Source organism: Lutimaribacter pacificus (genome assembly GCF_900142185.1).
Taxonomy (GTDB): Bacteria; Pseudomonadota; Alphaproteobacteria; order Rhodobacterales; family Rhodobacteraceae; genus Lutimaribacter; species Lutimaribacter pacificus.
On record NZ_FQZZ01000009.1, the window covers coordinates 62,467 to 87,070 of the forward strand.

At 68.1% G+C, this 24,604-nt stretch carries 28 protein-coding genes; 11 read left to right on the forward strand and 17 right to left on the reverse strand.

Going from position 1 to position 24,604, the window contains the following annotated elements:
* Positions 1-18: 18 nt before the first annotated feature.
* Positions 19-906, forward strand: coding sequence for a formate/nitrite transporter family protein (locus tag F3H87_RS18400; RefSeq protein ID WP_149789365.1), 888 nt, complete (start codon positions 19-21; stop codon positions 904-906).
* Between the two features lie 20 nt (positions 907-926).
* On the opposite strand, the gene F3H87_RS18405 is transcribed toward F3H87_RS18400, so the two are convergent.
* Positions 927-1,907, reverse strand: a complete 981-nt coding sequence (locus F3H87_RS18405) for an SDR family oxidoreductase (RefSeq protein WP_149789366.1) — start codon at positions 1,905-1,907, stop codon at positions 927-929.
* A gap of 144 nt (positions 1,908-2,051) precedes the next feature.
* Between F3H87_RS18405 and F3H87_RS18410 the strand changes: the two genes are divergently transcribed.
* The gene (locus F3H87_RS18410) at positions 2,052-2,543 is read left to right on the forward strand and encodes an MgtC/SapB family protein (protein WP_149789367.1); all 492 of its coding nucleotides are present in this window, start codon (positions 2,052-2,054) and stop codon (positions 2,541-2,543) included.
* Between the two features lie 106 nt (positions 2,544-2,649).
* Here the strand turns inward: F3H87_RS18410 and F3H87_RS18415 are convergent, their stop codons facing one another.
* The 15 genes from F3H87_RS18415 to F3H87_RS18480 form a co-directional block, all read right to left on the reverse strand.
* A complete protein-coding gene (locus F3H87_RS18415) occupies positions 2,650-3,600 on the reverse strand; it encodes a PRC-barrel domain containing protein (protein ID WP_149789368.1) in 951 nt (316 codons plus the stop codon).
* 160 nt (positions 3,601-3,760) lie between these two features.
* Positions 3,761-3,946: a DUF3008 family protein gene (locus F3H87_RS18420; RefSeq protein WP_149789369.1), complete on the reverse strand. Its 186-nt coding sequence runs from the start codon at positions 3,944-3,946 to the stop codon at positions 3,761-3,763.
* Between the two features lie 348 nt (positions 3,947-4,294).
* Positions 4,295-5,416, reverse strand: coding sequence for a c-type cytochrome (locus F3H87_RS18425; RefSeq protein WP_149789370.1), 1,122 nt, complete (start codon positions 5,414-5,416; stop codon positions 4,295-4,297).
* Positions 5,413-5,991 carry a cytochrome c oxidase assembly protein gene (locus tag F3H87_RS18430; RefSeq protein WP_188129262.1) on the reverse strand — a complete coding sequence of 193 codons (579 nt, stop codon included), beginning with the start codon at positions 5,989-5,991 and terminating at the stop codon, positions 5,413-5,415. Before F3H87_RS18430 ends, F3H87_RS18425 begins: the two co-directional genes overlap by 4 nt.
* Positions 5,985-6,356, reverse strand: coding sequence for a hypothetical protein (locus F3H87_RS21875; RefSeq protein WP_188129263.1), 372 nt, complete (start codon positions 6,354-6,356; stop codon positions 5,985-5,987). The genes F3H87_RS18430 and F3H87_RS21875 overlap by 7 nt, the downstream gene beginning before the upstream one ends.
* On the reverse strand, positions 6,353-8,893 hold the full coding sequence (ctaD, locus tag F3H87_RS18435; RefSeq protein WP_149789372.1) for a cytochrome c oxidase subunit I: 2,541 nt from the start codon (positions 8,891-8,893) through the stop codon (positions 6,353-6,355). The genes F3H87_RS21875 and ctaD overlap by 4 nt, the downstream gene beginning before the upstream one ends.
* On the reverse strand, positions 8,890-9,918 hold the full coding sequence (locus tag F3H87_RS18440; RefSeq protein WP_223228125.1) for a cytochrome c oxidase subunit II: 1,029 nt from the start codon (positions 9,916-9,918) through the stop codon (positions 8,890-8,892). The genes ctaD and F3H87_RS18440 overlap by 4 nt, the downstream gene beginning before the upstream one ends.
* 50 nt (positions 9,919-9,968) lie before the next feature.
* Positions 9,969-10,154 (reverse strand): PLDc N-terminal domain-containing protein, encoded by a 186-nt coding sequence (locus F3H87_RS18445; RefSeq protein ID WP_149789373.1) that lies wholly within the window; start codon positions 10,152-10,154, stop codon positions 9,969-9,971.
* 140 nt (positions 10,155-10,294) lie between these two features.
* Positions 10,295-11,254, reverse strand: coding sequence for a YihY/virulence factor BrkB family protein (locus F3H87_RS18450; protein ID WP_223228126.1), 960 nt, complete (start codon positions 11,252-11,254; stop codon positions 10,295-10,297).
* 7 nt (positions 11,255-11,261) lie between these two features.
* Entirely contained in the window at positions 11,262-12,089 is an 828-nt protein-coding gene (locus tag F3H87_RS18455) for a DUF3618 domain-containing protein (RefSeq protein WP_149789374.1), read from the reverse strand.
* Positions 12,079-12,477: a phage holin family protein gene (locus F3H87_RS18460; RefSeq protein ID WP_149789375.1), complete on the reverse strand. Its 399-nt coding sequence runs from the start codon at positions 12,475-12,477 to the stop codon at positions 12,079-12,081. Before F3H87_RS18460 ends, F3H87_RS18455 begins: the two co-directional genes overlap by 11 nt.
* Positions 12,474-13,001, reverse strand: a complete 528-nt coding sequence (locus F3H87_RS18465) for a hypothetical protein (RefSeq protein WP_149789376.1) — start codon at positions 12,999-13,001, stop codon at positions 12,474-12,476. Before F3H87_RS18465 ends, F3H87_RS18460 begins: the two co-directional genes overlap by 4 nt.
* 181 nt (positions 13,002-13,182) lie before the next feature.
* The gene (locus F3H87_RS18470; RefSeq protein WP_149789377.1) at positions 13,183-14,586 is read right to left on the reverse strand and encodes a dihydrolipoyl dehydrogenase; all 1,404 of its coding nucleotides are present in this window, start codon (positions 14,584-14,586) and stop codon (positions 13,183-13,185) included.
* A gap of 25 nt (positions 14,587-14,611) precedes the next feature.
* Positions 14,612-15,091, reverse strand: coding sequence for a hypothetical protein (locus tag F3H87_RS18475; protein WP_149789378.1), 480 nt, complete (start codon positions 15,089-15,091; stop codon positions 14,612-14,614).
* Positions 15,092-15,170: 79 nt separating this feature from the next.
* Positions 15,171-16,010 (reverse strand): DUF305 domain-containing protein, encoded by an 840-nt coding sequence (locus F3H87_RS18480; protein ID WP_149789379.1) that lies wholly within the window; start codon positions 16,008-16,010, stop codon positions 15,171-15,173.
* Between the two features lie 186 nt (positions 16,011-16,196).
* Here F3H87_RS18480 and F3H87_RS18485 point away from each other — a divergent pair, with 186 nt between their 5' ends.
* From F3H87_RS18485 to F3H87_RS18520, 8 genes are all read left to right on the forward strand, one after another.
* Complete coding sequence (locus F3H87_RS18485; RefSeq protein ID WP_149789380.1) at positions 16,197-16,478, forward strand: hypothetical protein; 282 nt, start codon at positions 16,197-16,199, stop codon at positions 16,476-16,478.
* An 82-nt stretch (positions 16,479-16,560) separates the two neighbouring features.
* A complete protein-coding gene (locus tag F3H87_RS18490) occupies positions 16,561-17,121 on the forward strand; it encodes a type 1 glutamine amidotransferase domain-containing protein (protein ID WP_149789381.1) in 561 nt (186 codons plus the stop codon).
* An 84-nt stretch (positions 17,122-17,205) separates the two neighbouring features.
* On the forward strand, positions 17,206-17,403 hold the full coding sequence (locus F3H87_RS18495; protein WP_149789382.1) for a CsbD family protein: 198 nt from the start codon (positions 17,206-17,208) through the stop codon (positions 17,401-17,403).
* Positions 17,404-17,459: 56 nt separating this feature from the next.
* Positions 17,460-18,101 (forward strand): HdeD family acid-resistance protein, encoded by a 642-nt coding sequence (locus F3H87_RS18500; protein ID WP_188129264.1) that lies wholly within the window; start codon positions 17,460-17,462, stop codon positions 18,099-18,101.
* A gap of 39 nt (positions 18,102-18,140) precedes the next feature.
* Positions 18,141-18,365, forward strand: a complete 225-nt coding sequence (locus F3H87_RS18505; protein WP_149789384.1) for a hypothetical protein — start codon at positions 18,141-18,143, stop codon at positions 18,363-18,365.
* Positions 18,366-18,415: 50 nt separating this feature from the next.
* The gene (locus tag F3H87_RS18510; protein ID WP_149789385.1) at positions 18,416-18,613 is read left to right on the forward strand and encodes a hypothetical protein; all 198 of its coding nucleotides are present in this window, start codon (positions 18,416-18,418) and stop codon (positions 18,611-18,613) included.
* A gap of 906 nt (positions 18,614-19,519) precedes the next feature.
* On the forward strand, positions 19,520-20,092 hold the full coding sequence (locus F3H87_RS18515) for a TRAP transporter small permease subunit (RefSeq protein WP_149789386.1): 573 nt from the start codon (positions 19,520-19,522) through the stop codon (positions 20,090-20,092).
* The gene (locus F3H87_RS18520; protein ID WP_149789387.1) at positions 20,092-21,483 is read left to right on the forward strand and encodes a TRAP transporter large permease; all 1,392 of its coding nucleotides are present in this window, start codon (positions 20,092-20,094) and stop codon (positions 21,481-21,483) included. Before F3H87_RS18515 ends, F3H87_RS18520 begins: the two co-directional genes overlap by 1 nt.
* A 71-nt stretch (positions 21,484-21,554) precedes the next feature.
* On the opposite strand, the gene F3H87_RS18525 is transcribed toward F3H87_RS18520, so the two are convergent.
* Positions 21,555-22,649, reverse strand: a complete 1,095-nt coding sequence (locus F3H87_RS18525) for a TRAP transporter substrate-binding protein (RefSeq protein ID WP_149789388.1) — start codon at positions 22,647-22,649, stop codon at positions 21,555-21,557.
* Positions 22,650-22,965: 316 nt separating this feature from the next.
* On the opposite strand from F3H87_RS18525, the gene F3H87_RS18530 reads away from it, so the two are divergent.
* Positions 22,966-24,603: a GMC family oxidoreductase gene (locus F3H87_RS18530; RefSeq protein ID WP_149789389.1), complete on the forward strand. Its 1,638-nt coding sequence runs from the start codon at positions 22,966-22,968 to the stop codon at positions 24,601-24,603.
* Position 24,604: the final 1 nt, after the last annotated feature.

The following is a 24,604-nucleotide window of genomic DNA, read 5'->3' on the forward strand; positions in this document are numbered from 1 at the left end:
GCGTTGCGGTTGTCCTGCATGGCAGAGGAACACCACCGGGCGACCGGCCCCGACCCGGCCGGGGGCGGCGCCGAGACAGAGGAACGCGAAGAGGCCTTCGTGCTCGAGGCAACGCGGCTCTCCGCGCGCCTGATATACGAGGTGATCCGCCGCGACGGCGAGGCCGAACTGGACCGGCCCTTCGTGTCGCTGCTCTGGTCGGGCTTCGCGGCGGGTATCCTGATCAGCCTGTCGGTGCTGGGCGAGGCGATCTTTCGCGCGAACCTGCCCGACACCAGCGGCGCCTTCCTGATCGAGAACCTGGGCTATAGCCTGGGGTTCGTCGTCGTCATCCTGGGCCGGATGCAGCTTTTCACCGAGAACACGATCACCACCGTCCTGCCGGCCATCACGCGGCGCAGCCTGTCGTGCTTTCGCGCGATGATGCGGCTTTGGGGCGTCGTGCTGGGTGCGAACGTACTGGGCGCGTTGCTTGCGGGATGGTTCATGACGATCCCCGGCGTATTTTCGGACGACATGACCGAGGCGATCACCGGCCTGTCCCGCCACGCCGTCGGCATGGGGACGTGGGACAGCTTTATCCGCGCGGTGCCCGCGGGCGTGCTGGTCGCCTCGCTGGTCTGGATCATGCCATCGGCGCGGGGTAACGAGCTGCTGGTGATCCTTGCCTTTACCTGGGCCATCGCCGCGGGCGATTTCACCCATATCATCGCCGGTTCGGTCGAAATGGGGTTCCTGCTGTGGCGCAACGAGCTGGACCTGGTCGAGGTGCTCATGACCTTTTTCCTGCCGGTGCTGGCGGGCAATGTCGTCGGCGGAACCGCGATTTTCACGATGCTGGCCTGGGGGCAGGTCAAGAACGAGGTCCGGCAGGGACGCGGCAGCCCTGCCGACCACGACCACTGATCCCTTGCCGGACAGGTGCGTCAGCCAAGCACCAGCCCGATCAGCAGGCCGACGGCCGGGGCCGCCCAGAACACCGACAGGCGCAGCCGGTCCGCATCCACGATGATCGCCCGGTTCTCGGCCCGGGCACCGAACCGGCCCTCGGCCACGGGCGCGGCCGAAGGCACCGGGCCGGCAAGGTTGTTGGGCCGCCCGCCGGGTTCCGCGATGTCCGATTTCTGCATCTCGGCCCCCACATCCGCCAGCCTGTGATCGAACCAGTCGGGGAAGATCATGTTGCCCAGGATCAGCCGGATCACCGACCGGCCGACGAAATATTCGCGCCGGCCCTCGCGGACGGCGCGCATCACCCCGCGCGCGGCGACGTCGGGTTCGAACACCGGCGGGGCGGGCTGCGGGCGCATGGCCATCCGGTTCAGCGCCCAGTCGAATTGCGGCGTGTTCACCGCCGGCAGCTGCACCAGGCTCAGCGTGATGCGCGACCCCTCGCGTATCAGTTCCGAGCGCAGAGCGGCGCTGAATCCGTTGATCCCGTGTTCCGAGGTGCAGTAGGCGGATTGATAGGGGACCGAGCGATAGCCGAAGCCGGACCCGATATTGACGATCCGCCCGGTGTTGCGCCGCTCCATCAGCGCCAGCGCCGTCCGGGTTCCGTTGACCGCGCCCAGCAGCGTCGTGTCGACGATCCGGTCGAATTCACCGGCCTCCATCGCCGCAAAGGGGGAAAACGAGGTGAGCATCGCGGAATTGACCCAGACCTCGACCGGGCCCAGCAATTCCTCGATGGCGCTGCCGGCCCGCGACACCTCGGCCGCGTTCGAGACGTCGCAGGGCAGGCAGGCGACGCGGTCGCCGTATTCCCGGGCCAGCGCCTCGAGCCGGTCCTTGCCGCGCGCAAGCACGCCGACGTCATAGCCCGCGGCGATCAGGTGCGACACCACGCTGCGCCCGACGCCCGCCGTGCCACCGGCGACGACTGCGACCCTGGTTGCGTCCGTCATGGGTTTTCCCGTTTTTTCATGCGATTGCGTTGATTTCTGAAAGCCCAACCCGCGGACAGGCATACAGTTCCCTGCCGGATGCGCCGGGAACCGGAGCGACCGGATGCCGTTGATCTTCACCGGACACGAGGAGGGAAGATCACGATGCAAGACCTGTTCGACGAACTGTTGGCGACCACCGCCCTGCCGCTCGAGGTGATCGTCGCGCGGCTTGTGGGCGCTCTCGTCCTGTGTGGCCTGATCGGCTTCGAACGCGAGACGCGGCAGCGGCCTGCCGGGCTCAGGACGCATATGCTGGTCGGCCTGGCCGCGGCGCTTTACACGCTCATCATGCTGGAGGCGCTGGTCAGGTCGCAGGCCCATACCGGGCAGGTCGCCATGGACCCGCTGCGCCTGATCGAGGCGGTGACCAGCGGGGTCGCCTTCCTGGCCGCCGGCATGATCGTCTTTTCGCAAGGCAAGGTCAGGGGGCTGACCACGGGCACGAGCCTGTGGCTGGCCGCCGCGATCGGCCTGTCCGCCGGGTGGGGGATGTGGTCGATGGCGCTGGCCACGACGGTGCTGGCGCTGATCGTCATCAGGCTGATCAAGATCGCCGAGGAGGAGGCCGGGGGAAAACCCCGCGACAAGGACTGATCCCGCGTGGCATGCTACTTGCCGCCACGGGCCGGGCGGGATTCGAAACAGGAAAGAGGCGCGGGAAACCGCGCCTCTTCGCCGTTCTGCCGGAAGGGCTTACGACTTACGACTGGTCGGACCACTCTTCCATGGTCTCCAGCTCTTCCTGGGTGGCCGAGACATAGGCGCGGATCTCGTCGCCTTCGGTCCGGCGCAGTTCCACCTGGTCCATCGGCAGTTCCACCGACTTTTCGCCGATGCCGAGGAAGCCGCCCACGTCGAGGATGACGCCGGTGACCTCGCCGTCCCCGGTCACGTTCAGCTCGCTGAGGTCGCCGATCCATTCGCCGTCTTCACCATAGACGGCCGCGCCCAGCACCTCGTCTGTCGTGACTGCGCCCCACTCGACGGGTTCTTGCTGGCGTTGCGGGCTCTGGTCCAGTTCGCGGGCCATCTCCTCGTTTTGCGAGGCGCGCATCCAGCCTTCGTCTTCCGCGCGGGTCTGGTCGTATGTGCCCAGCTCTTCGAAGGTCGCGCGATTGCCGGCGAAGACCACGTAATAGTCGCCCTCGTCATCGGTGTCGGGGACGAAACGCACGTCCTGGATGCCGATCCGGCGCTCGGTCTCGCCCATGCCGAGGAAACCGCCGGCATCCACCAGAAGCGCCTGCACTTCACCGTCCTCGGTAACGATCAGGTCGTCGATATCGCCGACCATCTGCCAGTTGTCGGGGATCTCGCTGACACCGGCGGCCATGTCGCCATCGGCGGTCGCATCGTTCTGCTCGTTCTGCGTGGCCGAACCGTCTTCTGCAGGTTCGCCGGCCATGAAGATACGCTTGTCGATCAGGGTCGAGACCTGGATTTCGGCGCCGGGCATGGCGCTGGTTTCCGCGGCGGTATCGGTGTCCATGGCGTCGGTGCCGCCCGTGTCGGCCTGTCCGGTGGTGCCGGTGGTGGTATCCATGCTGTCGGTCTGCCCGGTGGTTTCGGACGTTTCGGAACCGTGCTGTTCGGCAAGGGCCGGTATCGCCATGCAGGCAACGACGGCTGTGGTTGTCAGAAGGCGTTTCATCGTCACTTTCTCCATTTCATCCATAGGTGTTCAGGGGCGCTTGTCCCACTGATGGAAAAACACGCGGCGCGCGAACGGGTTTCGGAAAAAGAAAAAAGAAATAATGGAACCCGTCGGGCCGTTCCTGGTTCAGGACGGTTCGGGCAAGGGGCACCGGCGGTCAGTCGTCGACATGGTCGGGTTTGTCCTTGCGGCTGGTGCCGGCCATGTCCTCCAGCTCCCGCTCGCTCATCGAGTCGTACATGCTTTTGGCCGGTTCCTCGAGGTCGCCGACGGCGGTTTCGCCACGCTTGGCCGACAGGGCGGCACCGGCCGCCTTCTGCTGTGCTTTCGATCTGGCAGGCATCGGGATGTCCTTTCATGTCAGGGATCGGCCTGTGCGCCGATATCTGGTGAACGGATATCGCGCCCGGATGTTCCGCCCTGCACCTGTCCGGAACAGCCGCGCAGCGGCCCGGGCATCGCACGGCCGCCCCCCGGCCGGGCGATTGGCTGCCGCCAGTGCCACGGTTTTAGGGAGGAAGTGGCGGCGCGATAAAATGCCATTCCACAAGCGTTGGATCGCCCGACCGCGGCCGTGCGATGCCCTCTGTTGCGCGCTGCCCGACCATCATTTTCATCCCGCACAGCCCGTTTCCGCTTCGTGCAGCATGGCGGGGAAGAACCCCCGCCCCGGTGGGGCAGCGACGGTGGCTTACCGCTCCCGGTTGGCCCCGGCGCTGGCGGCGGTGCTGTAGAACGCGGCGAGGTCGGCGATCTCGTCATCGTCGAGGCCGCGCGCGGCGGCCGCCATCCGGGGTGCGCCGGGCGTGTCGGGGATCGGCCCGTCGCGCCACATCCGCAGCCAGACCACGATCCAGCGCGCATCCTGCCCGGCGAGCCGGGGAATGTCGGGCGCGCGCGGCGCCGTGCCGTCTCCGCCATGGCAGGCGATGCAGGACGGGATCTCGTCATGCTCATCGCCGCGTTCGGCCAGGGTGCGGCCGCGGGCGGCGTCGCCCGGCGGCGGGGCTCCGTCCGGCACGGGTGACGCGGGCGGCATCCCGGCGAAGCGGCGGGCCAGCTCCGCCCGCAGCCGGGGGGACAGCGCGGCGGCGACGGGCTCCATGAAGCCGCTTTGGCGGCGGTTCCCGGCATAGGCGTCCAGTGCGGCGGCCAGGTACTCGGCGCTCTGGCCGGCAAGTTTCGGCGCGGTGCCGTCCCGCCCCAGCCCGTCGCGGCCGTGACAGCGGGCGCAGCCGTCGAACGGGGTCTGCGGGCCCGCCACGCCGCCGAGCGTCATGGCCGCCGCGTCGGATGGCGGGGGCGACGGGCCCCAGGCCAGGTCGTGATAGTCCCCGGGGCTGAGCGCCGCGTAGTTGCCGAGAAACGCCGCCAGCGCCCAGGGCTCGTCGTCGCGGCCTTCGCCGGCCCATCCGGGCATGCCGGTGTATTTCAGCCCGTGCCGCGCCAGCCAGTAGTATTCCCCGGTGCTGTATTGCGCCGACTCCAGCCGTGTCGGCTCGGGCAGCATCCCCCTGACGACGGGGCTGCGGGGCCGGCCCGGCGCCCCGTGGCAGGCGGCGCAGCCGGTGGCGAAATGCCCCGCCCCCAGGCGGATCAGCGCGGGGTCGTCCGGGTCGAACCAGTCGGGCGGCTCGGTCCGGGCGGCGCGGATGGCCACGGCGTTCTTCATGTAGCCGTTGAGCAGCGCGCGTATCGGGGCGTAATGCTCGACCGAGGCCGCGATATTGTAGGGCGCGGCAAACCAGAACGCCGCGGCGGCGACGGGCAGGAAGGCGGCGGCCAGGGCGATATGGCGGTGTCTCCGCTTCATCGCGCGGGCTCCGGCAGGGTCAGGCCCGGCGCCAGCCGCACCAGCGCCGCGGCGAGATAGATCGCCCCGCCGCCCACCGCCATCAGCGCCCCGGCGACCTGCTGCTCCTGCAGCGGGCCAAGCCCGAACCATCCCGCGCAGATCTCGCCATAGAGCGGGCGCGGCGCGAGGCCGATCAGGGCCCCGAGCAGCGTCATGTGCATCACCGTCCCGAACAGCACGCAGGCGCCGCCGAACCGCCCCGCCGACCGCGCGGCCGCCCACACCAGAAGGCCCGCGCCAAGGAAACTGGCCTGTTCCAGCACGAAACCCGTCCGGTCGAGCCTTGCCCAGAGATGCGCCGCCGGCGCGTGCCAGGCCCAGACCAGCGCCATCTCGACGGCCAGCACGGCAAACAGCCCGGCGGGGCCGGGGCGCAGCGGCAGGCGCGGAGCCAGCAACGCCGGGGCCAGCGCCACCAGCGTCAGGTGCACGCCCATATGGACGATGATCGACCCGGTGGTCAGCGCCGCGACCGGCGAAAGCCAGATCAGCGCCAGCATCGCCAGCCCGGTTATGCGCATCGCGCTCAGCATTGCCGGAACACCAGCACGGGCAGGGCGGTGAACAGCACGGCCACCCCGTTCAGCGACGCCAGAAGAAGCGCAACATGCCCGAGGAACGCTTTGCGCCCCTCCGGTTCGTCGCGCGAAACGTGGCGGCCCGGCCGGCGCAGGCCGCCATAGCGCCGCACCGCGACCACGGCCGCCCAGCCGATACCGCCGAGCGCCGCCACGGTGATCGCCGCAATGGCCCACACGACCGGCGTCAGCGGCGCCGCGCCCGAGGCGCACCAGACGGCGGCGACCCAGTAGCATGTCAGGAAATGCGCCGCCCAGATCACCGGCGGGATGACCACGATCCAGACCGACCCGTCGTCTATGAGGCGCGGATAGGTCATGATGCCCCCGACGGGATCAGCGGCGCCAGCGCGATCAGCGCCCAGGTCACGCCGGTCTGCACCAGCAGGAAGGTCCAGAACAGCACGCTGTTTCGCAGCTCCGCGTCGTGGGTGGCGTCCATGTGCCCGGCGCGGAAACGGGCCAGGCAATAGAGCGGCATCAGGATGCCGGCGGCCACATGCGCGCAGATCCACAGGATCAGCACCCAGATCGTCGCGTCGAAGGCGTGCCGCGTCGGGTCGAGCCCGGCACGGAATGCCGCGAATGCCAGTGCCGCGGCCCCCGCCACCGCCGCGACCGGCACCAGCAGCAGGGCAGCTCCGGCGCCCCGGCGACCGGCCGCGTTCAGCCCGCGCGCCGCCATCATCAGCGCCCATGCCGCCGCGATCAGCAGCGCGCCGCCGGATGCCGGCAGCGGATCGGGCGGCGTTGTGCCCGGCGGGGGAAAGCTGCCATGCACCGTCCAGAAAAAGGCATAGGCAAAGACCAGCCCGACGAAGGCGGTGGTGTCGCCGATCATGGTGATGAACATCGCCCACCAGCCGGCCGAACCCGCCCCGCTGGCGTAAAGCGGCAGTTCCAGCCCGCGGCCGCAATCGCGCCGGGGCGTTTGGGGGATGCCGCCGGTGCCGGTCCAGAGCCAGTACAGCACGGTGGCGACGAAGGCGGCAAGCGCGGCGGCGGCGGCAAGCCACCAGTGGTAGGTGGCAAAGATGAAGGCCGCCCCGAGGAACCCGGCCGCGAAGATGGTGACGAAACCCGGCCCCGGGATGCGCTGCACGAACATCGGCCGGGCGTCGAGGATATCGGTCACCATCATCTCGCGCCGGCCGTCCTTCGCGTCGCTCAGGTACCACGCGCCGCGCAGTATCTCGTCCTTCAGGCCCGGCTGCTGCCACAGCGGGTAGCGGGTGGTGATCTCGGGCACCGAGCGGATGCCCCACGGACTGCCGGGGCCTTCGCGGGCCCATTCCAGCGTCGCCGCCTTCCACGGGTCCGCCGGCGCGGTGGGGGTGCGGCCCTTGGGGCGCAGCACGTCGAAGGCGAAGACGACAAATCCCGCGGCCAGGATATAGGCCCCGGCGCTGGACACGAGGTTCAGCTCGTTCCACCCCATGTCCGCCGCATAGGTCCAGACCCGGCGCGGCATCCCCAGCACCCCGGTCCAGTGCATCGGCAGGAAGGCGATGTTGAAGCCCGCGAACATCAGCCAGAAGGCCCATCGCCCCAGGCGCTCGGACAGCATGTGGCCGGTGGCGAAGGGATACCAGTAATACACCCCGGCAAAGATCGGGAACAGCATCCCGCCGATCAGCGTGTAATGCAGGTGCGCGACCACGAAATAGCTGTCATGGGCCTGGAAATCGAACGGCACGATGGCGACCATCACCCCGGTCAGCCCGCCGAAGACGAAGATCGCCAGCGCCCCGCCGGCAAAAAGCATCGGCGCGTTCAGGCTTGCCCGGCCGACAAGCAGCGTTGCGATGAAGCAGAAGATCTGGATGCCGGTCGGAATCGCCACCGCCTCGGAGGCGGCCGAGAAGAACCCGAGCGAGATGTTCGGCAAACCCGTGGTGAACATGTGATGCACCCACAGCCCGAAGCTGAGGAACGCCACCCCGATGGCCGACAGGATCACCCAGGAATGGCCCACCACCGGGCTGCGCGTCATGGCGGGCAGGATGGTGGCGATCAGCGCGATCGAGGGCAGGAAGATGATGTAGACCTCTGGGTGGCCGAAGATCCAGAACAGGTGCTGCCAGAGCAGCGGATCGCCGCCCCGGTCGGCATCGAAAAAGGCCCAGCCGAAGGCACGCTCCATCTCGAGCAGCAGGTCGCCGGCGATGAGCGGGGGAAAGGCGAACAGGATCATCCCGGCCACGACAAGCACGTACCAGCAGTAAAGCGGCATCAGGTTCAGGCGCATCCCCGGCGGGCGGCATTTCAGGACGCCCACGATCAGTTCGATCGCCGCGGCGATCGAGGCGACCTCGATGAAGCTGAGCCCGAGCAGCCAGATATCGGTGCCGATCCCGGTCTGCTCGGGGTCCGAGGACAGCGGCGGGTACATGAACCACCCGCCCGAGGGCGCGGCGTTCCAGAAGATCGAGCCGCAGACGAACACCCCGCCGATCACAAAGCACCAGAACCCGAAGGCCGAGAGGCGCGGAAAGGGCAGGTCGCGCGATCCCAGCATCTCGGGCAGGATGAGGATGGCGACCGCCTCGAAGATCGGCACCGCGAACAGGAACATCATCGCGGTGCCGTGCAGGGTGAAGACCTGGTTATAGAGTTCCATCGACAAAAGGTCGTTTTCCGGCACCGCAAGCTGGGTGCGGATCAGCAGCGCCAGCAGCCCGGCAAAGGTGAAAAAGCCGAAGGCGGCCAGGATATACCACTTGCCGACATGGGAATTGTTGACCGCCGAGACATAGCGCCAGCCGGTCGGGGTGCGCCACGCCTCGGCCAGAGAGGCGCGTTCCGCCGCGTCGCGTCCGCCGTCGCGCGGCTGGTGATCGTCCGGTACCTGGGTCATTTCAGCGCCATCAGAAAGCCCACGAGCGCATCCAGCGCCTCGGGCGAAAGATCGGGATAGGCGGGCATTTCCACGCCCGGTTTCATGTCCTGCGTGCGTGTGATCCAGCGGCGCAGCGCGGCATCGGTCAGCGGCGCGATCCCGGCCCCCAGCCTTTGCCGCGCGGCGAAATGGGTCAGGTCCGGCCCGACCTGTCCCGCCGCCTCGGTGCCGCGCACGCTGTGGCACGCCCCGCAGCCGGAATCGAGGAACACCGAAAGCCCGTCCTGCCGCGCCAGCGCCTGCGCCGATGCGGGTTCCGCTTCGGCGGCCAGCCAGTCGCCGAAGGCCGCGGGCTCCATCACCGTCACGTCGAAACGCATCTGCGCATGTGCCCCGCCGCAATATTCCGCGCACAGCCCGCCCCAGCTTCCGGGGGTCAGCGGCGTCAGGGTCAGCCGGTTGGTGCGGCCGGGGATCATGTCCATCTTGCCGCCGAGCGCCGGCGCCCAGAACGCGTGGATCACGTCGTCGGAACTCAGCAGCAGCTCGGCCGTCTCGCCGCGCGGCAGGCGGATCTCGTTGGCGGTGACCACCGCGCCCGCCGGCGTGTCATAGACCACCCGCCACCACCATTGCTCGCCATCGACCTGCACGCTCAGCCCCGGCTGCATCGCCGCGAGCGCCCGCAGGGTGACAAGCCCGATCACCAGCAGCGCGGCGACGATGATGCCCGGCACGATCGCGCCGCCGCCGATGATGATCGCGCGGACCAGCCCGCGGGTTTCCTCCCGCCGGGACCGGAAGGCGGCGATGGCCAGCGCCATGACCGCCAGCCACAGAACCGCCGCCCCGAACAGGAAGGGCCAGAACAGCGTTTCGATGATGCGCGCCTCGGCCCCGGCACCGGCCAGCCAGGAATGCCGGCCCCCGCAGCCGGTCAGCAGCGGGGCGGCAAGCACCGCGATATGGGATTTGACCCGGATGGCGTATTCTCCCTGACAAAGCTTCGCCGGATCAACGCCGCAGGCGGGGGCCTGTTCCACCGGCGGGCTCTGGCCCCCGAGCGGGCGGGGCTGCGGGGGCACGCCTTCGCTCAGGCGCGCAGCGGTCGCGGCCCGGCGATCAGCCAGATGATGAAGCCCAGAAGCGGCAGGATCAGGATCAGCAGGACCCAGAGAACCTTTTTCCCGGTTGTTGTCGCCGATCCGACGACCGAAACGATGGCCCATATATCGAGGGCAAGCAGGATCAAGCCGCCCAGTCCCGTAATTTCCAGCATGTCGCCTCCTTCGCAGCGCAGTTTCCTTGCGGTGCCGGTCAAACGTCCGAACCGCCCGGCGGGTTCCGGCGCGGGGCGTTGCGGCGGCCGGAATGCCGGGCCTGTCGGGCGGTTTTCGTGCATCCCGCCTGCTGGCGGGCTCAGCGCCCCCTGGTATCCGGCCCGGCCAGCTGATCGGCCTTGACCGCGCCGCGCAGCCCGAGGGGCATCCCCGGGCCGGTGGTGGAATCGGGGCGCACCTGCGCCTCGGCCTCGGCGTTGATCTCGGCCCCGAACAGCAGCACGAAGGCCGAAAGCCACAGCCACATCAGCAGCACGATCACCCCGGCCAGCGCGCCGAAGGTTTCGTTGTAGCTGCCGAAGGTCTCGACATAGAGCGAGAACGCGGCCGAGGCGGCGATCCACGACACGCAGGCCAGGATCGCACCGGGCCAGAGCCAGCGCCAGCGCGCCGAGGCCCGGTCGGGCGCGGTGCGGTAAAGGATCAGGATGCCGCCGACCGTCATCGCCAGCAGAACCGCCCAGCGGGTCAGGCCGATCACGATGTCGGTAAGCGGCCCGAGCGCCAGCAGCTTCAGGATGCCGGGCAGGACCAGCGTCGCCCCGAGGCCGAACACAAGGCCCAGCAACAGGATGGCGGTGAGGGCGAGCCTTGTGACGGTCAGCCGGACGATGCCGCGTGTCTCGGCCTCGTCATAGGCGACATTCATCCCCTCGATCAGGCTCGCCACCCCGCGCGAGGCGGAATAGAGCGCAACGCCCAGGCCGAACAGCGCCGCCAGCCCGAGGCCGCCCTTTTGCGACCCGGCCACCTCGACGGCCTGGTCCAGCACGATCCGGGCGACGTTGCGGGGCATGAAGGCGGTCACGGTCTCGATCTGCCCGGTGACCTGTTCGGGCTCGAACATCAGCCCCGAGATCGCCATCAGCGCGGTGATCGCCGGAAACAGCGCCAGAAGGCCGTAGAACGCGACGCCGGCGGCGATAAGGCCGATATGGTCCCGGCCGGCCTTGTGCCACACCCGGATGGCGATCATCCGCCAGGCGGCGGGCGGAATGTCGCGCGGGCGGGCCGCGTCGCGTCCGGGAACCGCGGGCACGGGCGGGTCAGCCCCGCGATATGTCCGGGGTGCCGGCACCGGCCCTTGCTTCGCCGACGATGTCGCCGACCTCTTCGGCGGCGGCCTGCACGGCCTGTCCGGCCTTGTGGCTTTCCTCGCGGAAGATGCGCTCGGCCTCGTCGAAAAGCGCGTCGCGGGTCTCGCCAAAGGTCTCGTCCTCGCGCCGGGTGCGGGGCAGGGCCCCGGCCAGCGCGGCGCCCGCCGCCATGGCGATGGCGCCCGCGACGAGCGGCCGCTCCTCGATGAAATCGGCGGTAGCGTCGCGGCTGCGCCGATACCCGCGCAGCGCGGCCTCTTCGGCCTGTCCGGCCATGTCCAGGGCACGGCTGCGGGCGTCGATGACGCGCTCGCGGGCGGTTTCGCCCAGGGTCTCGGTGCCCTGGGCAAGGCGTTCACGGGTCTTGCGCGTGCGCTCGGCGGCGTTTCGGGCCATCTGCCCGGCGCCGTCGTCGGGATCGGGTTGCGCCCAGTCGGGATAGCCGGTCCAGGGGATGCCGGTATCCGGGTGCCGGTCGAACGATCGCCGGTCCGCGCCCCGGCGAAGACCCTCGGCGGGATCGTCATGCGACCGGCCGAAGATCAGCCAGGCAAGGCCGACGCCGGTCACCGCAAGGGCAAGCGGGTTCTGCTTGGCCGAACGCGACACGGCGGTGCCGAATTCGCCGCCATGGCGCCGGACCCCGCCGGCGATCTCGCGGATCACCGCCTCGGGCGAGAATTTCCGTTGCAGCGCATCGACGGCATCGGCCAGTTCGGCGCGCTCGCGCTCGATATCGCGTTCGATCTGGTCGGGGGTTCGGGTGTCAGTGGGCATCGGCAGATCCCTTCACGGCTTGGGCATCGCGCCTGAGATTGGCCGCGGTGCGGCTGGGGGCGATGCTGGTCAGTTTGAGGTCGTTCAATCCCTTGTGCGCAAAGCCATAGGCGACGATCGCCAGCACCACGCCGACAAGCATCGCGGCCCAGCCCGGGTCCATGCCCGCCTCGGCCAGCCCGGCGACGATGGCGCCGGTCAGCACGTTCAGCGCGGTCAGGGCAACGGCCAGCGCGGCGGCAAGCAGCCCGAGTGCGGTGCCCGCGCGCCGCAGGTTCCGGTCGATCTCGGCGCGGGCGAGGTCGACCTCGCCGCGCAGCAGCGCGCCGACATGGGCCAGCGCGTCGGCGATCAGCCCCGAGGCGGTTTCGGTCGGTTCATGGGTCATGGTGTTTCTCCTGTCCGGGTGATGTCCGGGGTGGGGCCGTCACCGCGATTGGTGCCGCTGGCGGTCACCGGCCGCGCGTGCGCCGTCGCCCGGCTCCGGGCGGGGTTGTCATCCCCGTCGCCCAGCCGTGCCCGGCGCGAGGCCTTGGCCATGCGCGCGCCGGCAAAGCCCAGAAGGGCCGCGCCGCCGAGAAATCCGACCGGGTTACGGCGGGCGAAATCGCCCAGCTCGTCGGCGATCTGGCCGAGATCGCGGTCGCGCAGGCTGTCGGCCAGGTCCGCCATCGCGTCGGCGGCGGCGCCGAAGGTGCGTTCGCGCGGCGAGCCGTCGCGCAACTCGTCCGAGGCGCGGCGAAGCGCCCCGGATATCGCCGACATGTCGTCGGCGACGCTGTCCCGGGCGGCATCGGCGATATCCCGGCCAAGCGCCCCGGCCTCGTCGCGCATATCCGCGGCGGCGGCTCCGGCGGTTTCGGGATTGCCGGCCGGTGCCCGGCCAGCGGGGGTCTGCGGTTTGGTGTTCATGGCGGAATGCTCCCCCTGAGGTTCAGAAAACGAAGTTGACGATCGCCAGAGCGATCACGATCAACCCCACGAGATAGATGATGGCATGCATAAGCGCCTCCGTTCCTGGCGCGGCCTCCGGGCCGCCTGATCCTTCAACGCGGCCTCGGGCCTATTGTTCCCCGGCACGCGGTGGGGCGGCTCAGCAACTGCCGGGGCGGTCCTGGTCGTCGCGGTCCCAGGGGCGTGCCGTCGCGCTCTGCCGGCAGAGTGCGCGCAGGGCGGGGCGCAACCCCTCCTCGATCGTCGGGTGGTAGAACGGCATGTCGAGCATGTCGCCCGCGCTCATCCCGCGCTCGACCGCCCATGCCAGGAGGTGCCCGAGATGTTCGGCCCCCGGCGCGCAGATCTCGGCCCCGGCAAGGCGGCCGTCCTTTTCGGCGAACAGGCAGCCGGCGCCGTGTTCCTGCGCCTCGATGCGCGCGCGGCCCCGGCCGCCCCAGCGGCAGGATGCCGAAAGCAGCTCGTCGGTGTCGCGGCGGCCGACCAGCGCGATTTCGGGCCGGCTGAAGGTGATGGCGAAGGCCACCGTCCGATGGCCTGCCGACACGTCGGGATAGCGTGCCGCGTTCTCGCCGGCGATGGCCCCTTCGGCCGAGGCTTCGTGCAGCAGCGGGCGGTGGGCATTGGCGTCGCCCGCGATGAATACCGGGGCGTCCCCGCATTGCAGGCTGCCCGGATCGAAGACCGGCACCCCGCTGTCGTCCGTCCTGAGCCCGGCCCTGCCAGGGTCCAGCCCGTCCAGCGCCGGTGGCCGCCCGGCCGCGACCAGCAGCGCCTCGAACGTCGCGGACTGGCCGTCGTTCCAGGTGACGCGCACCCCGTCGCCATCGTCCTCGGCCGAGGTGTCGGCGCCCAGGTAAAGCTCCATTTCCGTTTCCAGCACCGCGCAGAGATCGCGGGCGACATCCGGGATGCCCAGCCCGCCGGGAGTGCGGGTGCGGTCGAACAGCGCCACCCGGACCCCGAGGCCGGCCAGCGCCTGCGCCATTTCCAGCCCCAGCGGCCCGGCGCCGATCACGGCGACGGAGCGGGGCAGGGTGGGCAGGTCGAACAGCGTTTCGTTGGTCAGAAGCCGCCGCTCCGTCACCGGGCGGAAGGGGCCGGGGATCGCCGGCCTCGCCCCGGTGGCGATCACGGTTGCCCGGGTTGCGATCTCGTCGCCGCTCTCAAGGCGCAGCCGGTCCGGCCCGATGAACGCGGCGTGGCCGGTGATGCGGTTCGCCTGCGGAATGTCGTCGATGGTGTCATGCACCGAACGCACGAAGCGGTCGCGTTCGCGGCGCAGCCGCTCCAGCACCCCGGCGCCGTCGATATCGGGAGGCGCGGTCACGCCGAACGCCGCCGCATTCCGGGCCGCGCGCGCCGCGTCCGAGGCGGCGATCAGCAGCTTCGACGGCATACAGCCGACCGTCGCGCAGGTGGTTCCGGCGAAATACGGGTCGATCAGCAGCGTTTTCGCCCCGGCCTCGCGCGCCCGGCGCTCGGCCGACAGGCCGGCCGTGCCCGCGCCGATGATTGCAACGTCGCATGATAGGGTCGCCATGATTTTCTCCCGTTCCTCTCCGCGGTCACGCCAGCGGGCCGGGCGTGCCCGCAGCGGCCGGTGCAGGCGATCCGGCGATCAGCCTGCGCGCCCGGTCCACCCGCGACTGGACGATGGCCGTGTTGAGCCCGCAGATCCCGGCCGCCGTGTCGCGGCTTTCCCCGAGCATGACGACAAGCACAAGCAGCTCCCGGTCGTGAACGGCCAGCTTCGCCACGGCGGCGGGCAGGTCGCTCCGGGGCGGCGGGCGCCGGTCCGGCCGGGGTGCCCCGGGCCCGGTGGTCGTCACCGCGCGTGTCTGTGCGGATGCGTAATACCTGCCGCGCATCGTGCGCAGCAGCCAGATCTTGAGGTTCGCGCCGCCGGGCAGCGTGCGAACCTCTGCGATCGCGCCGCGCAGCGTGTCGCGGACCAGCGCGTTCGCATCCTTTCGGGAACAGGTCAGGGCAAGGCCATAGGCCCGCAGAACGGGCAGCAACTCGACGATCTCTTCCCTGTCGGTCATGGTCCGTCACCTCCTTGAAATCCGGTATCCGGTCAACGAAGACCGCGCCTTCGGGTTCCCGCGCCGGTGTGGCCGGTCCCTAGCCGCACCGCCAGAACCCGCGATATCCGACCTCGAAATCCGGCCCGATGGTGGCCACCAGCGCCGCGTCGGAGCGCCAGTCGCCCTCATCGCCAAGCTCGCTGACGCGGACCGAGATCCCTTCGGCCGCGAATGTCCCGCCATCCCCGCTCAGCGCGATAACGGTGTTGTTCACCATCACCGCGCCCTGCGCGCCGTCGCCCGAGGTCCAGAGCACCGGCTCGGTTTCGGGCGAGGTGTTGAAGCGGCAGCCACCGTCCTGCGGCAGAACCCGGCCCGCCGCGTCGCGCCCCAGCGGCTCCAGGTCCAGCGTCGGGACACGCACCCGCGCGATGGCATCCGCGACGCTGCCGGCCTCGGGCGGGGGCGTTCCGGCGATGTCGCGGACCAGGTTGCCCGCGTCGATATCGGCGATCAGGTACCGCATCTCGGCGATTTCCCTGCGCTGCGCCGCGATGATCTCGTCGGCCAGCTTGCGCACCCGCGCGTCCTCGATCCCGGCGCGTTCCGAGGTCATGACGGCGATCGAGTGATGCGGGATCATCGCGCGCATGTAGCTTGTGCCCGAAACTGTCGCCTGGGCGCGGACCAGCCACAGGAAGGCGCCGAAGGCGATGACGGCACCGGCGAAAATGGCGATGTTCAGCGCGCGATTGGTATACATTCCCAGCATGAAGGCCAGCATGATCACCGCCATCGTCGCCCCCATGACAAGCGCCATGTAAAGGCGCGTCTCCGAGAAGAACACATGCTCCCAGGCGTAGGTGTTGAGATACATCAGCACGAACATGGTGACCGTTGAGGCGGCAATCATCAGGCTGAACCGGGTATAGGACATGTGACCCTCCGTTTGCGTGGTGGCTGTATCCGGCCAACCGCTGCCGGCGCGGGATGGTTCCAACGGCACCGCGCGCGCGGACCTTGCGGGGGGGGGGGGCCAAGGGAACAACGGGCTGCCCCGCGCGTTGGGCAGGCGAGCGGAAAAACACCGCCCCGCAACCCCGCAGACGAGAGGTACATTCCCATGACTCCGCCAGACACAAGACTGGACAAGCAGAAGCGACGGCACCGTGGCCCGCTGATCGGCATGGTCATCGTCGTGATCTTCGCCTTCGCGGTGATCTTCTACTGGATTGCCGAACTGGCTTACGAGGCACCGGGCCCGCAGGGGCAGGAGGAGCAGGAAGAGCAGCAGGAGACCGAGCCGCTCAGCCCCGAACAGCTCGATTCCGGCGATGTCGAGGTTCCGCCCACGGCCCCGGTCGATGAGGTCGAGCCCGGCGATGAGGACGTGATCATCGAATGACGGGCTTCTGGCGCCCTTTCGGGCGGTCCGGGCCGTTTTTCCGAAACTGCCCCATGGTGCAACATCTGCAGGAGAAAGACACATGACCAGTATCAGCAAGGCCCGCATTCTCGTTCTCGCGGCGGATGGGTTCGAACAGTCCGAACTGGAGGTGCCGGTCGAAAAGCTGCGTGCGCGCGGCGCCACGGTCCGCATCGCCAGCCCCGAGGGCAAGGACATCCGTGGCTGGAAGGATGGCGATTGGGGCGACAGCGTGCAGGCCGATGCCGCCATCGCCGATATCGGCGAGGGCGATTTCGACGCGCTCGTCCTGCCGGGCGGCCAGATCAACCCCGATATCCTGCGCCTTGACGAACAGGCCGTGCAGCTGGTGCGCGACTTCTACGTTTCGGGCAAACCGATAGCCGCCATCTGCCATGGTCCATGGCTGCTGGTCGAGGCCGACGTGCTGCGCGGCCGCGACGCCACCTCGTACCGCTCCATAGCGACGGATGTCAGGAATGCCGGGGCGAACTGGAAGGACGAAGAGGTGGTCGTCGACCAGGCGATCGTGACCAGCCGCGCGCCCGGGGACCTGCCGGCCTTCGTCGCCAGAATCGCCGAGGAGATCGAGGAAGGCCCCCATGAGCGGCGTGCCGCCTGATCCCCGCGCGGCCGCGGAACCCTTCACCCGCCGCCACGTTGACCGGGCGGACTGTAATGCAAACCTGCAAGAAGGAGACAGGACATGAACTGGGATCGGATCGAAGGCAACTGGAAGCAGATCAAGGGACAGGCGCAGGCCAAGTGGGGCGATGTGACCGATGATGAATGGCAGGCCGCCGAAGGCCGCCGTGAAGAGCTGATCGGGATCATCCAGGAACGCTATGGCATCGCCCGCGACAAGGCCGAGGCCGAGGTCGACGACTGGGCCGGCAGGCTCTGAGGCCGCCACCGCCACGAGGTGACAGGATGCCTGCCGATATCGGGAACGGGCCTGCCATGACCCGCGGGACGCAGCCGGAAACCGGGTCGCCCGGTTTGGATGCGCCGTCGCTGGACGACAGCGCGGCAGAGGTCGCGCTGGGCCCCGACGAGTTTTCGGCACATGGCCGGGGATTGCTGGCGGTCATCGGGATCGCCAGCATCGTCGCCGGGGCAGGGGCGATCCTGCTGCCCTTCGTCGCCTCGGTGGCCGCGGCGCTGGTCACCGGGTGCTGCCTTGTGTTTTCCGGTATGATCGGGCTGGCGGCGGTGGTCCGCCGGCGGCACGACTGGCAGATGGCCAGCGTGCTTGCGCTTTCCATCGTTGCCATAGGGATCGGCGGGCTGATGATCGTTCAGCCCTTTGTCGCCGTTCTGGCGCTGGCCGCGCTGATCATCGTCTGGCTGGGGCTGAGCGGCGCCCTGCGCATCTGGTACGGGATCAGGCGCCGCAAGCGGGCGGGCGCGGTGTGGATGGTGATCTCGGGTATCGCCGCGCTGTCGATTGCGCTGCTCTTGTCGGCCGGGCTGCCGTTCAGCGCCGCCTGGCTGCCGGGCGTGGTGCTGGGGATCGACCTGGTTTCCTGGGGCGCGCTTCTTGTCACGCTCGCGTTCTCGGCCGGGGCTGGTCATGCCGGGCGCAGGAACGAAACGGCGTGACGCGCGTTGGATTCGGGTGAGCACAGGAGGGCCGTCCCGATGACCGCCGCGCGAGAAGGCAGGCCGCCGCAGGCCGAAAAGGGCAGGACGCCCGCCGAAACCGAGGTGCCCGCCGGGCCGGGCGATGCCGGGGCATCGGACAAGCCGCGCCTTCTGAAAAAGAAGCCGCGCCGCCATCCGGCCCGCCGCAAATACGACATCCTGATACTGGTGGCGCTGGTGGTCGGCGCAACCCTTCTGTCGCTGCTTTTCTCATTGCTCTGATCCCGGCCCCGACGGTCGGGCGAGCGCCGCTTTCAAGGAGGACGATACGGATGGCAGACCGCAAACGATCGCAAGACCGCAGCAAGGACACCGACCGGCTGTTCGGGCCGGAAGGGCCGGTCGGCCACCAGGGCCGGACCGGCGGTGAGCTTCAGCGCAAGAAGGCCAGCAAGGACGAGTTGAAGCGCGCCACCGAACGCCCCGCCGGCGCCACCCGCGTCAGGAAGTCGGACGAAAAGGACGACTGACAGCCCATCCGCGGCAGTCGCCGGCTGCCGCGGTCCTTTCCGTGATCGGACCTGTCGGGACTCACCGGATGCGTCCTGTCGACCCTCGCCACATCCCCCCTCAAATCGGAGTGCCTGCAGCAGCCAACCGCCCGGCCCGGGGGCAGCGTTCGAATGCCGGTTCGGGGCTTCCGGTCGCCGGTGTCGCAACCGCGCGGTTTTTTCGTGTTTCCGCGCGGTATCGGCGGCCAGCCGAAAAAATGCCCCCGCCATGTCGCAGGCGGGGGCAGGCACCCGAGGGAGAGGCGGGTAACGACCCGGGTTTGCCGGATAGGGACGGGGACAAACCCGGGTAAAGCGACGCGACGCTGCGCCGGCTTCAGCCACATAACCCGGCAGATCGGGATTGGTTCCGGGGCTTTCGGATTTTTCCGGGCAGGCGTGCGATCTGTCGAAACGGGGGTAAAATCCGGTTCCGCGTGACCGGCAGGGAAGGCCGCGCTGCGCGCGGCATCACCGGAATAGGCCCGCCGCACCGGCGGTGCAGCAGGCCCGACTATCTCAAATCACTCTCTCTCACGAATGCGAAGTGTCGTAAGGTCTGGATGTGACCATTTTATGGCGGGTTTCTGTAAAAACCGCCGCACCGCACGGACCGCCCGCCCTGTCCCGTGCGGATTTCGCCGCCACGGGCCCTGGCGTGACGGCGACGATCTGGCGCCCGCTTTCGTGCGCATACGCGCAAACTTTGCTTGAGAAGCCGCGCCTGCCGGGATAGTCACGCACCCAATCGTTCATGAGCCGGAGCTTGCCGGGCAGCAACGGATGCGGGGCAGCGGGCTCGATACCCGAAACGACAGCCCCCCGGGATTTGCTGCAAGGCCGCGGCGCCGCAGGGTGAATTCGCTGAGGAAAGGAACCGGGACTATGAGGGCATTGGGACGGCTGGCCTCTGTATTATGCGCGATCAACGCGTTCATCGGCGTGGTGTTCTCGTGGTTCGCGCTCGGGATCGTGCTGGTGTGTTTTACCGTCGTGGTCCAGAGATACGTCTTTTCGGTCAGCCATCTGTGGATGCAGGACCTCTATATCTGGCTGAACGGGGCGATGTTCACGGCGGTGGCGGGCTATGCGCTGATGCTTGACCGTCACGTGCGGGTGGACATCTTCTACCGTCCGGCAAGCTTTCGCCGCAAGGCGGTGGTGGACCTTGTGGGCGTGGTCTTTTTCCTGATGCCCTTCGTCTGGGTGGTCAGCGCCTATTCCCTCAAATTCGTATCGCGCTCCTGGCAATACCAGGAAGGGTCGGCCAATGTCGGGGGGATGCCGGGGCTTTACGTGCTGAAAAGCTTTATCCTGGCCTTCGCCGTCCTGATTGCCCTGCAGGGGGTGGCGATGATCCTGCGCTCGGTCCTGATCCTTGGCGGGCGCGAGGACCTGGTGCCGGACCGTATCCGGTATTCGAAAAGTGACGACGCCACGCCGGAGGTTACCGCCTGATGGACCCCGTACTGATTGGAGAGATCCTCTCCGGCCTCATGTTCTTTGGCATCATCGGGTTCCTGCTGCTGGGCTTTCCCGTTGCCTTCACCCTTGCGGGCGTTTCGCTGATCTTTGCCCTGATCGGCATGTCCTTCGGCGTTTTCGACCCGTCGAATTTCGGCTCTTTGCCGAACCGCTATATCGGCTACATGACCAACGAGGTGCTGGTCGCGGTGCCGCTTTTCATCTTCATGGGCGTGATGCTGGAGCGGTCGAACATCGCCGAGCAACTGCTTCTGACGATGGGAAAACTGTTCGGCAACATGCGCGGCGGGCTGGCGATTTCGGTCGTCATCGTGGGTGCGATGCTTGCCGCCTCGACCGGCGTCGTCGGTGCGACCGTGGTGACGATGGGCCTGATTTCGCTGCCGGCCATGCTGCGCGCCGGGTACGATCCGCGGCTGGCCACCGGCGCGATCTGCGCCTCGGGGACGCTGGGGCAGATCATCCCGCCCTCGACCGTGCTGATCTTCATGGGCGACATGCTGTCGGGCATCAACAGCCAGGTGCAGATGGCCAAGGGCAATTTCGCGCCGACGCCGGTTTCGGTCGGCGACCTGTTCGCCGGGGCGCTTCTGCCGGGTGTCATGCTGGTCGGGCTCTATATCCTGTGGATCATCTTCAAGGCGGTCGCCGATCCCGAAAGCTGCCCGGCGACGCCGGTGCCCGAGGATCAGCGCGGTGACCTGTGGCGCGAGATCGTGGTGGCGCTGGTGCCGCCGCTGCTGCTGATCCTGGCGGTGCTCGGCTCGATCCTGGGCGGGATCGCCACGCCGACCGAGGCGGCCTCGGTCGGGGCGATCGGCGCGACGATCCTTGCCGCGTTCCGCTGGCGGCTGAGCTTTCGCGTCCTGCACCAGACGGTGATCAGCACGGCGACGATCACCTGCATGGTGTTCATCATCCTGTTCGGGGCCTCGGTCTTTTCCATCGTGTTCCGCATGATGGGGGGCGACAACCTGGTGCATGAATTCCTGAACGGGCTGCCGGGCGGCACGCTGACCGCTGTGGCCGTCGTCATGTTCATCATGTTCCTGCTGGGCTTCATCCTCGACACGTTCGAGATCATCTTTATCGTGATCCCGATCACCGCGCCCATCCTGCTGGCGATGGATGTCAGCCCGGTCTGGCTGGGCGTGCTTGTCGGGGTGAACCTGCAGACCTCGTTCCTGACGCCGCCCTTCGGTTTCGCGCTGTTCTACCTGCGTGGCGTGGCGCCGGATTCGCTGCCGACATCGGCGATCTACCGGGGCGTCATTCCCTTCGTGATCCTGCAGATCGTCGGGATCGCGCTGCTGTTCCTGTTCCCGGGGATCGTGACCTGGATGCCCTCGGTCCTGGCGAACTGACCGACCCCCGGCCCAACGAAAAAAGCCCGGCGTTTCCGCCGGGCTTTTCCGTTCGGTGACGGGGCACCGTTTCAGAGGTCGAGATACTGTTCCCGTGCGCGGACAAACACGCTGTCGTTGCTTTCGACGCGGGTCCGCATGACGTTCAGCGATTCGATGAAGCTTTCGGTCACCCGGCGGGTCATCTCGTCGTCGCTTTCGCGCAGCTGCATCATCAGCTCTTTCGATGCATCCGCCCCGGCCTTGAGGATTTCCTCGGGGAACTGGCGAACCTGCACGCCATGCTCTTCGACCAGCGTCTTGAGCGCGCGCGGGTCGTTGGCGGCGAAGTCCGAGGCGACCATGTCGTACTCGGCCTGGCTCACATCGCGGATAAGGGCCTGCAGGTCGTCGGGAAGCTCCTGGTACTTGGCCTTGTCGACCACCAGTTCGGTTGCCAGGCCCGGCTCCACGAAGGACGGGAAGTAATAGTTCTTGGCCACCTGGTAGAAGCCCAGTGCCAGGTCGTTATACGGGCCGACGAATTCGGCCGCGTCCAGCGTGCCCGACTGCAGCGCCTGGAAGATCTCGCCGGCCGCCATGTTGGTCACGGTGGCGCCGAGTTTTTCCCAGACCTGGCCGCCCAGGCCCGGGGTGCGGAACCGCACGCCCTTGACCGAGTCGAGCCCGGTCAGCTCGTCGCGGAACCAGCCGCCGGCCTGCGTGCCGGTGTTGCCCGACAGGAAGCCCTGGACGCCGAACTGGTCATAGACCTCGTCCCACAGCTCCTGGCCGCCCATGTGGCGCATCCAGCCGGCCAGCTCGCCCGCGGTCATGCCATAGGGCACGCCGGTGAAAAAGCTCAGCGCGGTGGATTTGTTCTGCCAGTAATAGGCGGCGCCATGGCTCATCTCGGCGCTGCCGTCGATCACGGCGTCCAGCGCCTGAAGCGGCGGCACCAGTTCGCCCGCGGCGTAAACCTGAATGGTCAGCCTTCCCCCCGAGGCTGCGGTGATCCGGTCGGCAAGCCGCTGCGCCCCGACACCGAGGCCGGGAAAGTTCTTCGGCCATGTCGTGACCATGCGCCACGTGATATTGCCCTGCGCCACGGCGGGCGCGGCGAGCGACGTCGCGGCGGCACCTGCGCCGGCGATGCCTACATTCTTGATAAACGAACGACGGTCCATTTTTCCTCCTGACAAGAACGATTGATTGCACTGATCCATGAGGTCGATCTCAAAGACCACAATAGCTGTATAGGGGCGGGAAATGGTTGTCCATCCAAGGCTGTAACCGGCACCGCGCCTCCGGTGCCCGCTTTGCTGCCGGATCGGCCGGGCGGGGCTGCGGAACAAGGGTGCCGGGCGTATGTCGGATGAAAAAACTAGACAAGTGTTTAGATTTTGATGTTAAGTTGTGCCATCAACGCCGTCCGGCAAACTCTGTTCCCCGTGTCCTGACCGGGAACAGGTGTGACACCGGAGGTTCGGGAGGAGGGAAAGCATGTCATATGATTTCGTGATCGTGGGCGGAGGATCGGCCGGGGCGACGATCGCCGCGCGGCTGAGCGAGGATTCCAGGGTGAAGGTCTGCCTGCTGGAGGCGGGGGGCGCGGGCAGGGATATCCTGATCCGGGCGCCGCTGGGCGTGGTGGCGATGCTGCCGGGTTACGGCAGGATCAACAACTGGGCCTTCAGGACGGTGCCGCAGCCCGGCCTGAACGGCCGCCAGGGTTATCAGCCGCGGGGCCGGGCATTGGGCGGGTCGTCGGCGATCAACGCGATGCTCTATATCCGCGGGCAGAAGCAGGATTACGACGGCTGGGCCGCACTGGGATGCGAGGGCTGGGGATGGGACGATGTCCTGCCCTATTTCAGGAAGGCCGAGAACAACGTGAACGGCGCCGACGATTTCCACGGCGGTGCGGGCCCGCTGCACGTTTCGAACCAGAAGGCGCCGCGCCCGATTTCCAAAGCCTTTGTCGAGGCCAACACCCAGGTGCAGATCCGCGAGATCGCGGATTTCAACACCGGCGACAACGAAGGGGCGGCGCTGTTTCAAAGCAGCATCTTCCATTCGCCCGAAAAGAACGGCGAGAGGTGTTCGGCGGCGGCGGCCTACCTGCATCCGGTGATGGGCAGCCGCCCCAACCTGACGGTGATCACCAGGGCGCGGGCGTCGAAGATCCTTTTCGAGGGCAAGCGCGCGGTCGGGGTGCAGTATCGCGTCGGAAAGAAGACGCATGAGGTGCGCGCCGACAAGGAGGTGATCGTCAGCTCCGGCGCGTTCCAGTCGCCGCAACTGCTGATGCTGTCGGGCGTGGGTCGGCCGCAGGACATCACGCCGCACGGGATCGGGATGGTTCACGAACTGCAGGGTGTCGGCCAGAACCTTCAGGATCACCTGGATTTCATCCTGGCCTACAAGACGAAGGACACCGACAATATCGGCCTCGGGCTGCGCGCGACGCTGAAACTGACCTCCGAGATACTCAAGTGGCGCAGGCACGGCAACTCGATGGTGGCCTCGACCATCGCCGAGGCCGGCAGTTTCTTCAGGTCCGGCCCCGATGTGGACCGCGCCGACCTGCAAACCCATTTCGTGATCTCGATCGTCGACGATCACGCCCGCAAGCTGCACCTGGGGCATGGTTATTCCTGCCATATCTGCATCCTGCGGCCGCATTCGCGCGGCGAGGTCGGGCTGAACTCGGCCGATCCGATGGACGCGCCCAGGATCGACCCGAAATTCCTGAGCGACGAGCGCGATCTGGCAACCCTGATCAGGGGCGCGCGGAAGACGCGCGAGATCATGACCGCCCCGGCGATGAAGAAATACATCCACAAGGAGTTGTTCGGCCTGCATGACGACATGACCGACGCCGAATGGGAAAGCGCGATCCGCAACCGCGCCGATACCGTCTATCACCCGGTGGGCACCTGCAAGATGGGGGTCGACGAGATGTCGGTCGTCGATCCGCACCTGAAGGTGCGCGGCCTCGACGGGCTGCGCGTGGCCGACGCCTCGATCATGCCGCTGCTGGTCTCGGGCAACACCAACGCGCCCTCGATCATGATCGGCGAGAAATGCGCCGACATGATCAGGGCCGAATATGCCGCCGCCCCGGTCGCCGCGCGGTAGC

Coding starts and splice junctions, on each gene's coding strand:
- F3H87_RS18400 (WP_149789365.1), top strand. CDS start 19: ATGGCAGAGGAACACCACCGGGCGACCGGCCCCGACCCGGCCGGGGGC.
- F3H87_RS18405 (WP_149789366.1), bottom strand. CDS start 1,907: ATGACGGACGCAACCAGGGTCGCAGTCGTCGCCGGTGGCACGGCGGGC.
- F3H87_RS18410 (WP_149789367.1), top strand. CDS start 2,052: ATGCAAGACCTGTTCGACGAACTGTTGGCGACCACCGCCCTGCCGCTC.
- F3H87_RS18415 (WP_149789368.1), bottom strand. CDS start 3,600: ATGAAACGCCTTCTGACAACCACAGCCGTCGTTGCCTGCATGGCGATA.
- F3H87_RS18420 (WP_149789369.1), bottom strand. CDS start 3,946: ATGCCTGCCAGATCGAAAGCACAGCAGAAGGCGGCCGGTGCCGCCCTG.
- F3H87_RS18425 (WP_149789370.1), bottom strand. CDS start 5,416: ATGAAGCGGAGACACCGCCATATCGCCCTGGCCGCCGCCTTCCTGCCC.
- F3H87_RS18430 (WP_188129262.1), bottom strand. CDS start 5,991: ATGCTGAGCGCGATGCGCATAACCGGGCTGGCGATGCTGGCGCTGATC.
- F3H87_RS21875 (WP_188129263.1), bottom strand. CDS start 6,356: ATGACCTATCCGCGCCTCATAGACGACGGGTCGGTCTGGATCGTGGTC.
- ctaD (WP_149789372.1), bottom strand. CDS start 8,893: ATGACCCAGGTACCGGACGATCACCAGCCGCGCGACGGCGGACGCGAC.
- F3H87_RS18445 (WP_149789373.1), bottom strand. CDS start 10,154: ATGCTGGAAATTACGGGACTGGGCGGCTTGATCCTGCTTGCCCTCGAT.
- F3H87_RS18455 (WP_149789374.1), bottom strand. CDS start 12,089: ATGCCCACTGACACCCGAACCCCCGACCAGATCGAACGCGATATCGAG.
- F3H87_RS18460 (WP_149789375.1), bottom strand. CDS start 12,477: ATGACCCATGAACCGACCGAAACCGCCTCGGGGCTGATCGCCGACGCG.
- F3H87_RS18465 (WP_149789376.1), bottom strand. CDS start 13,001: ATGAACACCAAACCGCAGACCCCCGCTGGCCGGGCACCGGCCGGCAAT.
- F3H87_RS18470 (WP_149789377.1), bottom strand. CDS start 14,586: ATGGCGACCCTATCATGCGACGTTGCAATCATCGGCGCGGGCACGGCC.
- F3H87_RS18475 (WP_149789378.1), bottom strand. CDS start 15,091: ATGACCGACAGGGAAGAGATCGTCGAGTTGCTGCCCGTTCTGCGGGCC.
- F3H87_RS18480 (WP_149789379.1), bottom strand. CDS start 16,010: ATGTCCTATACCCGGTTCAGCCTGATGATTGCCGCCTCAACGGTCACC.
- F3H87_RS18485 (WP_149789380.1), top strand. CDS start 16,197: ATGACTCCGCCAGACACAAGACTGGACAAGCAGAAGCGACGGCACCGT.
- F3H87_RS18490 (WP_149789381.1), top strand. CDS start 16,561: ATGACCAGTATCAGCAAGGCCCGCATTCTCGTTCTCGCGGCGGATGGG.
- F3H87_RS18495 (WP_149789382.1), top strand. CDS start 17,206: ATGAACTGGGATCGGATCGAAGGCAACTGGAAGCAGATCAAGGGACAG.
- F3H87_RS18500 (WP_188129264.1), top strand. CDS start 17,460: ATGACCCGCGGGACGCAGCCGGAAACCGGGTCGCCCGGTTTGGATGCG.
- F3H87_RS18505 (WP_149789384.1), top strand. CDS start 18,141: ATGACCGCCGCGCGAGAAGGCAGGCCGCCGCAGGCCGAAAAGGGCAGG.
- F3H87_RS18510 (WP_149789385.1), top strand. CDS start 18,416: ATGGCAGACCGCAAACGATCGCAAGACCGCAGCAAGGACACCGACCGG.
- F3H87_RS18515 (WP_149789386.1), top strand. CDS start 19,520: ATGAGGGCATTGGGACGGCTGGCCTCTGTATTATGCGCGATCAACGCG.
- F3H87_RS18520 (WP_149789387.1), top strand. CDS start 20,092: ATGGACCCCGTACTGATTGGAGAGATCCTCTCCGGCCTCATGTTCTTT.
- F3H87_RS18525 (WP_149789388.1), bottom strand. CDS start 22,649: ATGGACCGTCGTTCGTTTATCAAGAATGTAGGCATCGCCGGCGCAGGT.
- F3H87_RS18530 (WP_149789389.1), top strand. CDS start 22,966: ATGTCATATGATTTCGTGATCGTGGGCGGAGGATCGGCCGGGGCGACG.